13 protein-coding genes are annotated in these 14,438 nt (G+C 71.1%); 8 read left to right on the top strand and 5 right to left on the bottom strand.

Annotated elements, in window-relative coordinates; genetic code table 11:
• Positions 1–199 precede the first annotated feature (199 nt).
• Entirely contained in the window at positions 200–1,246 is a 1,047-nt protein-coding gene (locus ACFYW7_RS23050; protein ID WP_389505232.1) for a family 2 encapsulin nanocompartment cargo protein polyprenyl transferase, read from the bottom strand.
• Positions 1,247–1,445: 199 nt separating this feature from the next.
• Positions 1,446–2,852: a family 2B encapsulin nanocompartment shell protein gene (locus tag ACFYW7_RS23045; protein WP_389505230.1), complete on the bottom strand. Its 1,407-nt coding sequence runs from the start codon at positions 2,850–2,852 to the stop codon at positions 1,446–1,448.
• 367 nt (positions 2,853–3,219) lie between these two features.
• Between ACFYW7_RS23045 and ACFYW7_RS23040 the strand changes: the two genes are divergently transcribed.
• Both ACFYW7_RS23040 and ACFYW7_RS23035 read left to right on the top strand, forming a co-directional pair.
• Positions 3,220–3,810, top strand: a complete 591-nt coding sequence (locus tag ACFYW7_RS23040) for an N-acetylmuramoyl-L-alanine amidase (protein ID WP_389505228.1) — start codon at positions 3,220–3,222, stop codon at positions 3,808–3,810.
• 149 nt (positions 3,811–3,959) lie between these two features.
• On the top strand, positions 3,960–4,967 hold the full coding sequence (locus ACFYW7_RS23035; RefSeq protein ID WP_389505226.1) for a 1-aminocyclopropane-1-carboxylate deaminase/D-cysteine desulfhydrase: 1,008 nt from the start codon (positions 3,960–3,962) through the stop codon (positions 4,965–4,967).
• On the opposite strand, the gene ACFYW7_RS23030 is transcribed toward ACFYW7_RS23035, so the two are convergent.
• Complete coding sequence (locus tag ACFYW7_RS23030) at positions 4,949–6,544, bottom strand: Na+/H+ antiporter (protein WP_389505224.1); 1,596 nt, start codon at positions 6,542–6,544, stop codon at positions 4,949–4,951. The genes ACFYW7_RS23035 and ACFYW7_RS23030 overlap by 19 nt on opposite strands.
• A gap of 62 nt (positions 6,545–6,606) precedes the next feature.
• Between ACFYW7_RS23030 and ACFYW7_RS23025 the strand changes: the two genes are divergently transcribed.
• The 3 genes from ACFYW7_RS23025 to ACFYW7_RS23015 all read left to right on the top strand — a co-directional run bounded on the left by ACFYW7_RS23025 (position 6,607) and on the right by ACFYW7_RS23015 (position 8,698).
• The gene (locus ACFYW7_RS23025; protein WP_389505222.1) at positions 6,607–6,867 is read left to right on the top strand and encodes a UBP-type zinc finger domain-containing protein; all 261 of its coding nucleotides are present in this window, start codon (positions 6,607–6,609) and stop codon (positions 6,865–6,867) included.
• 284 nt (positions 6,868–7,151) lie between these two features.
• Positions 7,152–7,565, top strand: coding sequence for an anti-sigma regulatory factor (locus ACFYW7_RS23020; protein ID WP_389505220.1), 414 nt, complete (start codon positions 7,152–7,154; stop codon positions 7,563–7,565).
• A complete protein-coding gene (locus tag ACFYW7_RS23015; RefSeq protein ID WP_389505218.1) occupies positions 7,562–8,698 on the top strand; it encodes an RNA polymerase sigma factor SigF in 1,137 nt (378 codons plus the stop codon). Before ACFYW7_RS23020 ends, ACFYW7_RS23015 begins: the two co-directional genes overlap by 4 nt.
• Positions 8,699–8,733: 35 nt before the next feature.
• Here ACFYW7_RS23015 and ACFYW7_RS23010 read toward each other — a convergent pair whose 3' ends face one another.
• A complete protein-coding gene (locus ACFYW7_RS23010) occupies positions 8,734–9,186 on the bottom strand; it encodes a hypothetical protein (RefSeq protein ID WP_389505216.1) in 453 nt (150 codons plus the stop codon).
• 171 nt (positions 9,187–9,357) lie between these two features.
• On the opposite strand from ACFYW7_RS23010, the gene ACFYW7_RS23005 reads away from it, so the two are divergent.
• Positions 9,358–10,326, top strand: coding sequence for a diacylglycerol/lipid kinase family protein (locus ACFYW7_RS23005; protein WP_389505214.1), 969 nt, complete (start codon positions 9,358–9,360; stop codon positions 10,324–10,326).
• A gap of 318 nt (positions 10,327–10,644) precedes the next feature.
• Complete coding sequence (locus tag ACFYW7_RS23000) at positions 10,645–10,902, top strand: WhiB family transcriptional regulator (protein WP_006380970.1); 258 nt, start codon at positions 10,645–10,647, stop codon at positions 10,900–10,902.
• A gap of 287 nt (positions 10,903–11,189) precedes the next feature.
• Here the strand turns inward: ACFYW7_RS23000 and ACFYW7_RS22995 are convergent, their stop codons facing one another.
• A complete protein-coding gene (locus ACFYW7_RS22995) occupies positions 11,190–12,665 on the bottom strand; it encodes a sensor histidine kinase (RefSeq protein WP_389505212.1) in 1,476 nt (491 codons plus the stop codon).
• A 596-nt stretch (positions 12,666–13,261) separates the two neighbouring features.
• Here ACFYW7_RS22995 and nagB point away from each other — a divergent pair.
• The gene (gene nagB, locus ACFYW7_RS22990; protein WP_389505210.1) at positions 13,262–14,047 is read left to right on the top strand and encodes a glucosamine-6-phosphate deaminase; all 786 of its coding nucleotides are present in this window, start codon (positions 13,262–13,264) and stop codon (positions 14,045–14,047) included.
• Positions 14,048–14,438: the final 391 nt, after the last annotated feature.

The following is a 14,438-nucleotide window of genomic DNA, read 5'->3' as shown; positions in this document are numbered from 1 at the left end:
CGTTCGGGCGTGTTTCCGGACCGCCCGGCCGGCCGGGCTTCGCGGCCGTGGTGGCCGGATGGCGGACGCCGGGGTGTTCCCGGGTGCGGGGCCCCGCACGCCGTGGGGATGTGCGAGGCCCCTCCGGAGCCGGGCACCGGACGGATGTCAGGTGCCGTGGCGGTGTCCGGCTCCAGGTCCTTCGACCGGCCCGCGCCGGTCAGTTGTCGCGTCGGGTGACGAACTCGGCGAGGGCGAGAAGGCCGCCCGCCGCTTCGGGGTCGGGGACCGCCCGGGACAGTTCGTGCATCGCCCGGGACATCCGGTCGGCCGCCTGGACCTGCGCCCAGTCGCGCCCGCCCGCCCGTTCGACGGCGAGCACCGTGCGTTCCAGCTCCCCCTCCCTGTAGGGCGCCGCGTACAGCTCGGCCAGTTCCGCCGCCGCCGGGGTCCCCGAGGTCAGCGCGGCGACCACGGGCAGCGACTTCTTGCGGGCCACGAGGTCGGCCCCGGCCGGTTTGCCGGTCCGGCCCGGGTCCCCCCAGATGCCGATGACGTCGTCGATCAGCTGGAAGGCGAGCCCGGCTTCCCGGCCGAACGCGTCGAGCGCGTCGACGTCCTCGGTGTCCGCCCCCGCGTACAGGCCCCCGATGGCACAGGCGCTGCCGATCAGGGCACCGGTCTTGGCCTCGGCCATGGCGAGGCACGCGTCGAGGGTGACCTCGCCGGGGCCGAGCCGTTCCATGGCCGTGTCCGTGTGCTGTCCGGCGCACAGTTCTACGACGCAGCCCGCGAGCCGCGCGGCGGACGCCGAGGACGCGGGATGCGGGTCCTCGGCGAGCATCCGCTGGGCCAGTGCCTGCAGGGCGTCCCCGGCGAGGATCGCGTCGGCGTCGCCGAACACGGTCCACGCGGTGGGACGGTGTCTGCGGGTGGTGTCCCGGTCCATCACGTCGTCGTGCAGCAGGGTGAAGTTGTGGATCAGCTCGACCGCGGCGGCCGCCCGTACGGCCGTCGCCTGCTGCCCGCCGAGCGCCTGGACCGCGGTCAGCACGAGTGCGGGCCGGACGGCCTTGCCGGCGTTCCCCGCCGCCGGGGTGCCGTCCGCCTGCTCCCACCCGAAGTGGTACAGCGCGACCTTGCGCATCGAGCCCGGCAACGAGTCGATGGCTCCGCGCAGTTCCGGGTCGACGGACGCGCGGGCCCGCTCCAGGATGCCCGCGGCCTCCTGCGCCTCTCGCGGTTGCGGCACGCCCTGTCCGTCCATGGACCTCCCGCCGGGAGCCTGCCTGACCGGCGCCCCGGCCGGGCGCCGTCTGTTCGGGATTCCGGCCGACCCCTGCCGCGTCCGCATCGTCATGAGGTCACCCGCGCGATCGCGCGGGACGGTCGGCGGACGGACGCGCGCCCCCGTCGTGGACCCGCTCCGGCGGGCGGGAACACGAGGGGCTCCGCTGCGCGGATCGTCACCGCCAGCGGCCGATCTCGACGTTCTCCAGGATGCCGAGGGCGTCCGGGACGAGCACGGCGGCCGAGTAGTACGCCGTCACCAGGTAGGAGATGATCGCCTGCTCGTTGATGCCCATGAAGCGCACCGACAGGCTCGGCTCGATCTCGTCCGGGATACCTGCCTGCTGGAGCCCGACCACTCCCTGCTCGGCCTCTCCGGTACGCATGGCGATGATCGAGGTCGTGCGGGCGTCGCTGACCGGGATCTTGTTGCACGGGAAGATCGGCACCCCGCGCCAGGTCGGGATGCGGTTGCCGCCCATCTCGATGGTCTCGGGCACGAGTCCGCGCTTGTTCAGTTCGCGGCCGAAAGCGGAGATCGCGCGCGGGTGGGCGAGGAACAGCTTGGTGCCGCGCCGACGGCTGAGCAGTTCGTCCATGTCGTCCGGGCTCGGCACACCGTCGTGCGGCTGGAGCCGCTGGTCGTACTCACAGTTGTTGAGCAGGCCGAACTCGCGGTTGTTGACGAGCTCGTGCTCCTGGCGCTCCTTCAGCGCCTCGACGGTGAGCCGCAACTGCTGCTCGGTCTGGTTCATCGGCTGGTTGTAGAGGTCGGCCACGCGCGTGTGCAGGCGCAGGACGGTCTGGGCGATGCTCAGTTCGTACTCGCGCGGGGCGGCCTCGTAGTCCACGAAGGTGCCCGGGATGTCCTGCTCACCGGTGTGGCCGGCCGCGAGGTCGATCTCCTTCTCGCCGTACTTGTTGGTGCGCTGCGAGGGGATCGCGCGCAGTTGCTGGAGATGGGCGTTCAGGGACTCGGAGCGCTCAGCCACCTGTTCGAGGTCCCGGCGGGGCAGCGCGAGCACGGTGACCGCCGTCACCGCGCGGGCCGTGTACTCCCAGATGGCCTCCGGGTCGATGAGCGCCGGCTCGCCGAAATAGGCGCCGTCGGCGAGGACACCGAGCACCGCGTCGTCCCCGTAGGGGCCGGTGCCGATCTTCTCGACCTTGCCGTGCGCGAGCAGGAACACCTCGTCGGCCTGGCTGCCGAACGACGCCAGCACGTCACCCGGGGAGAACTCCCGCTGCTGGCAGCGCTGGGCGAGTTCGCCCAGCACCTCCAGGTCCTCGTACGACCGCAGTACGGACAGTTCACCGAGCTCCGCGGGGATCACCTGGACGCGGTCGCCGGTCTTGACGAACGTCACGCGTCCGTCGCCCACGGAGTAGCTGAGCCGCCGGTTCACGCGGTACGTGCCACCCTGCACGTTCACCCACGGCAGCGTGCGCAGCAGCCACCGTGAGCTGATCTCCTGCATCTGTGGCGCGGACTTCGTGGTGGTGGCCAGGTTCCGCGCGGCTGATGTGCCGAGACTCTGTTGCGGGCGGTTCTGCTCCGCGCGGACCTCTTCGCCTACCGACATGAAAATTGCCCTCTCGGTCGTGCACTGATCTTCGGGAGCAAGCCTTCCATCACGGAGCGTGCTGGTGCTATTACACGAATGAGGGGGAATGGATCACTCCAGACTTGGGCAGAGAGGGAGTTTTCGTCGGCCGATCGCCCCTCGCCTCGCCTCCGCTCCCCTCTCGACCTCCCCTCGACCTCCCCCGCGAGGTCACCTCTCTCCGACCCCGACCACTTGCGACCGATCTCGACCACTTCCTGATGGTCTGTCCGGATCTGCTCGCTCGCCGTGCGAACGGGTGGGTCCGGCGGCCCGGTCGGAGATACAAGCTGCGATACGAGACGGCCGCGAAAGGTGGCCGCCGCGCAGCGCGAAGGAGGCGGCCATGGCCTCGCCCATGTCCGCGGGCAGCTTCCTGGACCGGATCAGGGAGGAAGGCGTCCACGTCGTCGAGGTCGGCGACTGGAGGCACCACAACCGCAATCACAAGGGCCCGTGGGGGCCGGTGCACGGGGTGATGATCCACCACACGGTGACCTCGGGCGCCGAGCGCACGGTCGGGATCTGCCGCGAGGGCCACGGGGACCTGCCCGGGCCGCTGTGCCACGGTGTCATCACCAAGGACGGCATCCTCCACCTGGTCGGATACGGCCGGGCCAACCACGCGGGCCTCGGCGACGACGACGTGCTGCGCGCGGTGATCGCCGAGAAGGCGCTCCCGCACGACAACGAGGCGAACACCGACGGCAACCGTCACTTCTACGGCTTCGAGTGCGAGAACCTCGGCGACGGCAAGGACCCGTGGCCCGAGGTCCAGCTGGACGCGATGGCCAAGGTCTCCGCCGCGATCTGCCGGCACCACGGCTGGTCGGAACGCTCGGTCATCGGCCACCTGGAATGGCAGCCGGGGAAGGTGGACCCGAGGGGATTCACGATGGGCTTCCTGCGGGGGCGCGTCCGCGAACTGCTGAAGTGAGCGGCGAGGCCCCGGGCTGAACCGCGGGGCCGGTCCCCGGAGCCGAACCGGGGACCGTCCGTCCGGAGCGCGGGCCCCGAGACCGTTCTCCGGAGCCGGTCCCCGGAGCCCACCCCTGGGGCCCCCTCCGAAGGCGAACGGTCGGACGGATGTCCGACAATGGGTGGGTGACCAGCCCCGACGCCCCGGATCCCGCCCCCGCCCCCGGCGCGCTCGATCCGACCGGCCCCGGCGCGCTCGGCCCCGGGCCACGGCTTCCGTCGCCGCTGCGGGAGGCCGCGGACGGGCGTTTCGCGCGCCACGGCGTCCGGCTGCTGCTGAAGCGGGACGACCTGATCCACCCGGATCTGATCGGGAACAAGTGGCGCAAGCTGACGCCGAACCTCGAAGCGGCGGCCGGACGCACCCTGGTCACCTTCGGCGGGGCGTACTCGAACCATCTGCGCGCCACGGCCGCCGCCGGCCGCCTGCTGGGCCTGCCGACGCTCGGCGTGGTCCGCGGACAGGAACTGGCCGAGCGCCCCCTGAACCCCTCCCTCGCCCGCTGCGCGGCCGACGGCATGCGCCTGCACTTCGTCGACAGGTCGACCTATCGGCTCAAGGCGGACCCGGGGACACTGGCCCACATCCTGCGGTCGACGGACACCGAGGACGGATTCGTGGTGCCCGAGGGTGGCAGCAACTCCCTCGCCGTACGCGGCTGCCGGGCCCTCGGCGAGGAGCTGCGCGACCACGACGGCATCGACGTGGCCGCCCTCGCCTGCGGTACCGGCGGCACCCTCGCGGGCCTGGCCGCGGGCCTCTCCCCCGGCCAGCGCGCCCTCGGCGTCCCGGTGCTCAGGGGCGACTTCCTCGAGGCCGACACGACGGCCCTCCAGATCGCCGCCTTCGGGACGCGGCGCGGGAACTGGTCCCTGGACGACCGCTTCCACTTCGGCGGATACGCCCGCACCACTCCGGAACTCGACGCCTTCGCCGAGGACTTCGAGCAGCGGCACGGGCTGCCCGTCGAACGTCTCTATGTCGCCAAGATGCTGTACGGACTTGTCACCCTCGCCGAGGAGGGCGCGTTCCCGCCCGGTACGACGGTGGCCGCGGTGATCACCGGAGCGCCGTTCCCCGTCTCGCGGACCGGGCCTCAGGCCGCCTCCCGGTAGGCCGCCGCCTCCTCCAGGTCCAGGCGGCGCAGCAGGGTGCGCAACATCTCGTCGTCGATGTAGCGGTGGTCGCGCAGCTTGACGAAGACCTCGCGCTCGGCGCTGATCATCTCCCGGGAGAGACGGCGGTAGGTGTCGTCGACGGTCTCGCCGGTGACCGGGTTGACCGCGCCGAGCCGTTCCCAGACGGCGTTGCGGCGGCGCTCCAGGACCGTGCGCAGACGCTCGGCGAGCGGCGGGGGCAGGGCGTTGCGCTCGTCGCCGAGAAGGTCCTCCAGCCGCTGCTCGGCGGCGCGGGAGGCCTGCGCCTGGGCGTTGGCCTCGGCGAGCGTCTCGGCCTGGGTGTCACGTCCCGGCAGTTTCAGCAGCCGGATGAGCGGGGGCAGGGTCAGGCCTTGGACGACCAGGGTGCCGATGACGGTGGTGAAGGTCAGGAAGAGGATCAGGTTGCGGTCCGGGAAGGCTTCGCCGCCGTGCAGGGTCAGCGGGATGGAGAAGGCGATGGCGAGCGAGACGACGCCGCGCATGCCGGCCCAGCCGATGACGAACGGCGCCTTCCAGGTGGGGTTGTCCTCCCGTTCACGGATGCGCGCCGAGAGGATCCGGGGCAGGAAGGTGGCGGGGTACACCCACAGGAAGCGGGCCGCGACGACGACCAGGAAGAGGACGACCGCGTACCAGGCGGCGCTCGTCCCCTCGTAGGCGCCGAGGCCCTTGAGGACGACCGGGAGCTGGAGCCCGATCAGCGCGAACACCGCGGACTCCAGGACGAACGCGACCATCTTCCACACCGCCTCCTCCTGGAGCCGGGTCGCGAAGTCCACCTCCCAGGAGCGGTGTCCGAGGTAGAGCGCGACGACGACCACCGCGAGCACGCCGGAGGCGTGGAACTGCTCGGCGACGCCGTAGGCGACGAAGGGGATCAGCAGGGAGAGGGTGTTCTGCAGGAGCGCTTCGTTCATGTGGGTGCGCAGCCAGTGGATGGGGATCATCAGCACCAGCCCGACGACCACCCCGCCGACCGCCGCGAGCAGGAACTCGCGGACGCCGCCCGCCCAGGTCGCGCCCTCGCCGACCGCCGCGGCGAGAGCCACCTTGTAGGCGGTGATCGCGGTCGCGTCGTTCACCAGGGACTCGCCCTGCAGGATCGTGGTGATCCGTGACGGCAGTCCCACGCGGCGCGCCACCGCCGTCGCGGCCACCGCGTCGGGCGGCGCCACCACCGCGCCGAGGACCAGGGCCGCGGGCAGCGGCAGGCCCGGCACGAGCAGATAGGCGACCCAGCCGACGACGAGGGTCGCGAAGAGGACGTACCCCACCGACAGGAGAGCGACGGGCCTCAGCTGGGCCCTCAGGTCGAGGTAGGAACTGTCGGTGGCCGCCGTGTACAGCAGCGGGGGCAGCACCAGCGGGAGGACGACGTCGGGGTCGAGTTCGTACGTCGGCACCCCGGGGATGTACGAGACCAGCAGGGCCACGGCGACGATCAGCAAGGGTGCCGGGACCGGGGTGCGGCGGGCGGCGCCGGCGACCGCCGCGCTCCCCGCGACCAGCAACAGCAGTGGCAACACGTCCATCGTCTTCCGCCCGCCCTCTTTTTCGCGCGGCAATCCCGCACGCCCGACGTAACCTGGCAATCATGAAACAGTGCACGCACACCGACGCGCTGCCGCAGCCCGATCCGGAGCCCCGGAGCGAGACCTGTCTGGAGTGCGTGGCCGCGGGGACCCACCCGGTGCAGCTCCGGCTCTGCCTGGAGTGCGGACACCTGGCCTGTTGCGACTCCTCACCGCTGCGGCACGCGACGGAGCACCACAACGACACCGGACATCCGATCATGCGCACGTTCGAGCCGGGGGAGAACTGGCGTTGGTGCTTCGTGGACCACGTACTCGTCTGAGCCGTGGATCACGTACGCGCGTGACTCGCGATCCGGACGGTTCGACCGTCTGACGCCTGGGTACGTCAACCCGGCGCCCGCTCTTCCTATTTGGGGCCGCAGACCCCTAGCCACTGTCCGTACTCGTAGGCTTACCATGAGTGACAGCAAGGGGCGGGGTCCCCAGGACAGGAAAGTCGGGAGCGCGGTAGCGTCACCGCTGAACGACGTAGCGCGTTACCCCGGGGGGCGACCCTCGGACCCCGAGAAAGCTCGAATGAGCTTGTACCACCATGGAGGTGAGGGTGTCCCAGATCGCAGGCGAGCCCGCGACGAAGGACTTCGTGGAAGTCCGGCTGCCGGCCGCGGGTGCCTACCTGTCGGTACTGCGCACGGCCACGGCCGGGCTGGCAGCCCGTTTGGACTTCACCCTCGACGAGATCGAGGATCTGCGCATCGCGGTGGACGAGGCCTGCGCGATCCTGCTGCAGCAGGCCGTCCCCGGTTCGGTGCTCAGTTGTGTCTTCCGGCTGATCGACGACTCACTGGAGGTCACGGTCTCGGCGCCGACCACCGACGGTCACGCTCCGTCACGTGACACGTTCGCGTGGACCGTGCTGTCGGCCCTCGCGGGCAAGGTCGATTCCGTCGTCGCCGAGGACAAGACCGTTTCGATCAGCCTCTACAAACAACGCGGCGCGGGACCCGGGCCGGCGTGAGGAACGGGGACGGGCCGGTGCGGGACGAAGAGCGTGGCACACGGGAGCCTCCCGCGGAGCGCGCCGACGGCCCCGGCGGGCCTCGGCACACGACGGACGGCGTCGACGGCATCCCCGAGCAGGCCCGGCCGCATCCGGAGAACGGCTTCGCCTCGGCAGCCGCGGCGCGGCCGGGGGTCTCGCCCGTCCGGGGAGGTCCCCCCGGTCCGAGCGCGGCAGAAGACACGGGGGAAGAGCCGCGAGCTCGGGGAATGGTGACGGGCGGGACTATGAGCGAGCACGAGCGAAACGCGGAGCAGAGCGTGCAGGGCGCGCAGCACGGGCCGAGCGCCCAGCCGATCCAGCACGGGCCCAGCGCCCAGCCGATCCGGCACGACCCGCACGACCGCAGCGGGGCACGGGCGATGTTCATCGAGCTGCGCAAGATGCAGGACGGCAGTGCCGAGTACGCAGAGCTGCGCAACCAGCTGGTCCGCATGCACCTGCCGCTCGTCGAGCACCTCGCGCGCCGGTTCCGCAACCGCGGTGAGCCACTGGACGATCTCACCCAGGTCGCGACGATCGGGCTGATCAAGTCGGTCGACCGGTTCGATCCGGAGCGCGGGGTCGAGTTCTCGACGTACGCGACCCCGACGGTGGTCGGCGAGATCAAGCGGCACTTCCGCGACAAGGGCTGGGCGGTGCGCGTCCCGCGCCGCCTCCAGGAGCTGCGGCTCGCGCTGACCACGGCGACCGCGGAGCTCTCCCAGCTGCACGGCCGCTCCCCGACGGTCCACGAGCTGGCCGAGAAGCTGGCCATCTCGGAGGAGGAGGTCCTGGAGGGCCTGGAGTCCGCGAACGCGTACTCCACGCTGTCCCTGGACGTCCCCGACACGGACGACGAGTCCCCGGCGGTCGCGGACACCCTGGGCGCCGAGGACGAGGCGCTGGAGGGCGTCGAGTACCGGGAGTCCCTGAAGCCGCTCCTGGAGGACCTGCCGCCCCGCGAGAAGCGGATCCTGCTCCTTCGCTTCTTCGGCAACATGACCCAGTCGCAGATCGCCCAGGAGGTCGGCATCTCCCAGATGCACGTCTCCCGGCTGCTGGCCCGCACCCTGGCCCAGCTGCGGGAGAAGCTCCTCGTCGAGGAGTGAGCCCCCTTACGGGCCGACCCGCCTCCGGGCCCGGCCTACTTCTGGTTCTCCACGTCTCCGCCGGGCCCTCGGATGCCGAGGGCCCGGGTCGTCGCCGGGTTCAGCAGCAGCACCAGGGAAGCCACCGCGACGGCCGCGAGGGCGATGCCCGCGGGGATCGCCACGCTGTCGGCCTGGAGCAGGGTGTAGGCGACGGGCAGCGCCATGATCTGGGTGATGAGGGCCGGGCCCCGGCTCCAGCCGCGGCGCAGCAGCAGTCCGCGCGCGGCCAGGAGCGGCAGCAGCGCGAGCACGATCAGCGTGACGCCGCCGGTGACGGCCTGGCGCCGGCTGTCCGGGTCGCCGGTGAGGCCGAGCACGAGGACGCAGACGCCGCCCGCCACGAGAGCGGTGCCCTCCAGCGCGGCCAGTGCCGCGGCGGCGGTCAGCCGCCCGGGGCGGGGTTCGTCGAGGGGGGCGTCGGGAGTGGGATTCTGCACACGGCTCACTCCTGAAGAGTAGCCGTCGGCCCCGGACCGCCGAAGGCCCCGGGGCCCGGTACCGCGAGGTCACGGGGCCTCGTACCGACGCGTCGCCGCACCCCGGCCCACCCCCTGGTCTCTTACTGGATCCCTACCTCGGTCTGGGCCCGCCATCACCCACTAGGTACGCTGCAACGCATGCGTGCACTTCTCGTGGTCAATCCGGCAGCAACCACCACAAGTGCGCGGACGCGTGACGTCCTGATCCACGCACTGGCCAGTGAGATGAAGCTGGAGGCGGTCACCACCGAGTACCGCGGGCACGCCCGGGACCTCGGACGGCAGGCCGCGGACGGCGAGGACATAGACCTGGTCGTGGCCCTCGGCGGGGACGGCACGGTCAACGAGGTCGTGAACGGTCTTCTCCACCGGGGCCCCGACCCGGACCGCCTCCCCCGTCTCGCCGTCGTCCCCGGCGGATCCACCAACGTCTTCGCCCGCGCCCTCGGCCTGCCGAACGACGCCGTCGAGGCGACCGGCGCCCTGCTGGACGCACTGCGCGAGGAGCGCGAGCGCACGGTGGGCCTGGGTCTCGCCGCGGGCACCCCGGGCACCGAGGACGAGGCCGTGCCCTCCCGCTGGTTCACCTTCTGCGCCGGCCTCGGCTTCGACGCCGGGGTGGTGGGCCGGGTCGAACAGCAGCGCGAGCGCGGCCGACGCTCCACCCATGCGCTGTATCTCCGCCAAGTGGTACGCCAGTTTTTGGACGATCCTCACCGCCGGCACGGAACGATCACCCTGGAGCGCCCCGGCGCGGACCCGGTCACCGATCTGGTCCTGTCCATCATCTGCAACACCACGCCGTGGACGTTTCTCGGCAATCGTCCGGTGTACGCGACACCTAAGGCCTCGTTCGATACCGGACTCGACGTACTCGCCCTCAGTCGCATGTCGACGGCCTCGGTCGCCCGGTATGCCACGCAGTTGCTCACTTCGTCCCCCGAACGTGGCCCCCAGGGCAAGCACGCCGTATCCCTGCACGACCTGACGGACTTCACCTTGCATTCGAAGGTTCCACTACCCCTTCAGATGGACGGCGACCACCTGGGACTGCGCACTAGCGTGACGTTCACAGGCGTACGCCGTGCACTGCGTGTGATTGTGTGAGCGGAAGACCCCAAACTCCTTTCACTCGAACGTTTAGACCAGGGTCCACCCCATGGAAGTACGGCTGTGACCTAGTCGACACCGAGGAATCAAAAAAAACTTTTCAGAAGGGGTTGTATCCGCCGCCGAGGTTTGCGAGTCTCTACGTGGCGCTTGGGACGGCCCGCAACATCGGCCCCACAGAGCACCGGAACCCCTCCTCACTTCAAAGGACCACACCAGTCCGTCTGGTTGTCGGCCCTTCACTTGTTGAGGGATTCGTGAAAGCGTTCACATTCACAAGCAACGTGCATGTAATACCAAGGAGAGGTAGCAGCCATGGACTGGCGTCACAACGCCGTTTGCCGCGAAGAAGACCCCGAGCTCTTCTTCCCTATCGGCAACACCGGTCCTGCGCTGCTGCAGATCGAGGAAGCCAAGGCCGTCTGCCGCCGCTGCCCCGTCATGGAGCAGTGCCTGCAGTGGGCGCTCGAGTCCGGCCAGGACTCCGGCGTCTGGGGTGGTCTCAGCGAGGATGAGCGTCGCGCAATGAAGCGCCGCGCCGCCCGCAACAGGGCTCGTCAGGCCACCGCCTGACGTTCCACCCCGCACGAGCCTGAGGTTGGCGGCGCGTACAGCGAGTACGCAACTCCCGCCCCCGAGCCGCAGCGCGCAGTACCCCGATGCGCTTGATGCAACGAGCTTTCAGCCCCGGACCACCTGGTGGTCCGGGGCTCATTGCTGTCCGCTGCGGGTTTCGTCACTCACGGTGTCCGGCACCCGTCGCCCCTCACGTCCCGACGCCGGTCACCGTGAGTGACGACCCTTCAAGGCCTCGACCGCCCCTGCCGACCGGCCACTTGTGCGGGCCACGGCCGGGCCGGTCACTTGGGCACGAGCACCGGAATGTCCAGGATCACCCGGGTGCCGCGCTCCGGGGCGGCCACCATGTCGAAGGTGCCGCCCAACTCGCCCTCCACCAGTGTCCGTACGATCTGCAGGCCGAGGTTCCCCGAGCGGTGCGGGTCGAAGCCCTCGGGCAGTCCGACCCCGTCGTCCTGGACGGTGACGAGCAGCCGGGCGTCCTTGGAGGTCCCGCCGCGCACCGCGGAGACCTCGACGGTGCCCCGGTCGCCCTCGCGGAATCCGTGCTCCAGCGCGTTCTGGAGGATCTCGGTGAGGACCATGGAGAGCGGGGTCGCGACCTCGGCGTCCAGGATGCCGAAGCGTCCGGTGCGCCGGCCCGTGACCTTGCCGGGCGAGATCTCCGCGACCATGGCGAGCACCCGGTCGGCGATCTCGTCGAACTCCACCCGCTCGTCCAGGTTCTGGGAGAGCGTCTCGTGCACGATCGCGATCGAACCGACCCGGCGCACGGCTTCCTCCAGGGCCTCCCGGCCCTTGTCGGAGTCGATGCGGCGGGCCTGGAGTCGCAGCAGGGCGGCCACCGTCTGGAGGTTGTTCTTCACCCGGTGGTGGATCTCCCGGATGGTGGCGTCCTTGGTGATCAACTCGCGCTCGCGACGACGCAGTTCGGTGACGTCGCGGAGCAGGACCAGGGAACCGACGCGGGTGCCCTTGGGCTTGAGCGGGATCGCCCGGAGCTGGATCACGCCGTCGGCGCTCTCGATCTCGAACTCGCGGGGTGCCCAGCCGCTGGCCACCTTCGACAGGGCCTCGTCCACCGGGCCCCGGGACGGGGCGAGTTCGGCGGTGGTGGTGCCGAGGTTGTGACCCACCAGGTCGGAGGCCAGGCCGATGCGGTGGTACGCCGAGAGCGCGTTCGGCGAGGCGTACTGGACGATGCCGTCCGCGTCCAGGCGGATCAGTCCGTCGCCGACCCGCGGCGAGGCGTCCATGTCGACCTGCTGGTCGGGGAACGGGAAGGTGCCCGCCGCGATCATCTGCGCGAGGTCGGAGGCACTCTGCAGATACGTCAGTTCGAGGCGGCTCGGGGTGCGCACCGTGAGCAGGTTGGTGTTGCGGGCGATGACACCGAGGACGCGGCCCTCGCGTCGTACGGGAATGGACTCGACCCGGACCGGGACCTCCTCGCGCCACTCGGGATCGCCCTCGCGCACGATCCGGCCCTCGTCGAGCGCCGCGTCCAGCAGCGGGCGGCGCCCGCGCGGGACGAGGTGGCCGACCATGTCGTCCTGGTACGAGGTCGGTCCCGTGTTGGGGCGCATCTGGGCGACCGAGACGTAGCGGGTGCCGTCGCGCGTGGGCACCCACAGCACGAGGTCGGCGAAGGAGAGGTCGGAGAGCAACTGCCACTCCGAGACCAGCAGATGCAGCCACTCGAGATCGGAGTCACCGAGAGCGGTGTGCTGGCGTACGAGGTCGTTCATGGAGGGCACGAGTGCGAGCGTACCCGGCGGATCCGACAGGTCCCGAAATCGGCCGCCCCCGCGAGGCCCTCACGAAGGCCGCGCGGCCCCAAAGACACCCGCGGGCCGCGGCGCCTGGGAGGGACCCTCGACCCTCCCGGCACCGCAGCCCGGAGCAACATCGGCCGTGGGGTGTGCGGTCCCGGTCGGCCGAGGAGAGGAGCCGGAGCAGTCAGGGCAGAGAGCGCCGGTTCCTCGGTCCGCCTTCCTGTGCGGGGAAGGCGGAGGTTTGTTCAGTTTCTCAAGACATTGTGGACTAGACCATGCTCCTGCGTCCATGTGTCCGCGCGCCCGCGGACGGCGATTCTTGTCCGCTTATCCAACACCAGAAGCGCCCGTCAGACTATCCCGCTTCGGTTCGTGAACGGGCGGAGTCACCGGATGAGCGCGTCCGGGATCGTCCACGGACGCGCGGGCCGTTCCCCGCGGTTGTGCAATGGAGGCGCGCCATGACACATCGGGGCGACGGAAGGGTGACGCTCTGCTAGATTGGTCTATACCACACGCGTCCTCTTCGGATGCCCGTTGAGTCCCCTGAGTCCTCTCTCCAGATCGGCAGGCCCAGCGTGGAAGTTGTCATCGTCCCGGACGCCAAGGCGGGTGGCGAGCTGATCGCCGAGGCCATGGCGGAACTGCTCAGGCGCAAGCCCGACGCCGTGCTCGGCGTGGCCACCGGCTCGACGCCGCTGCCCGTGTACGAGGCGTTGACGGCTCGTGCGGGTTCCGGTGCCGTGGACGCCTCCGGCGCGCGCATCGCGCAGCTCGACGAGTACGTGGGGCTGCCGGCGGACCATCCCGAGTCCTACCGTTCCGTGCTGCGGCGCGAGGTGCTGGAGCCGCTGGGCCTCGGCATGGAGGCGTTCATGGGTCCCGACGGCACCGCGGCGGACGTCCAGGCGGCGTGCGAGGCGTACGACCGGGCGCTGGCGGCGGCCGGCGGGGTGGACCTCCAGCTGCTGGGGATCGGGACGGACGGCCACATCGGGTTCAACGAACCGTGCTCCTCGCTCGCCTCGCGGACCCGGATCAAGACGCTGACCGAGCAGACCCGGGTGGACAACGCGCGGTTCTTCGACGGCGACATCGAGCAGGTGCCGCACCACGTCATCACGCAGGGCATCGGCACGATCCTGGAGGCGCGGCACCTGGTGCTCCTCGCGACCGGTGAGGGCAAGGCGGACGCCGTGGCGGCGACGGTCGAGGGGCCGGTCGCCGCGGTCTGCCCGGCGTCGGCCCTGCAGCTGCACCCGCACGCGACCGTCGTCGTCGACGACGCCGCCGCGTCCAAGCTGAAGCGCGCGGACTACTTCCGGGCCACGTTCGCGGCGAAGCCGGAGTGGCAGGGCATCTAGCCCCGCCCCCGCCCGACCACGGCGAAGCCGGTGGCACGCCACCGGCCCCCACCACCGCGATCGACCGAACGGGTCGGCCCCGGCTCCCGTCCGAAATCGGACCAGGCCCCGGGGCCGAGTTCCGGCCCGCCTCTGGAACCCGAGCCCCGGGCCGGTCCCCTTCCGCGCTGGGCCAAGCTGGCCGAACCGGGCCCAGCCGCACCCGCGCCCGCCGCTCCGGACCGGGCCAGTCCGGAGACGCGCTGGTCCGAGCCCCGCTGAGCCGCACCACACCAGCCGGACCAGGCCGGCCGGGCCACGCGATTCCGCACCACACCTGGCCGACCGACCGAGCCACTCCGGTCCGGGGCCGGCGGAGCGACGCCGGTCCCGGCCTGTCCGGGCCGCCTGT

This window comes from Streptomyces sp. NPDC002580 (assembly GCF_042889485.1).
GTDB lineage: Bacteria > Actinomycetota > Actinomycetes > Streptomycetales > Streptomycetaceae > Streptomyces.
Note: the sequence above shows the minus strand (reverse complement) of the source record. Positions and strands in the feature narration are given on the sequence as shown.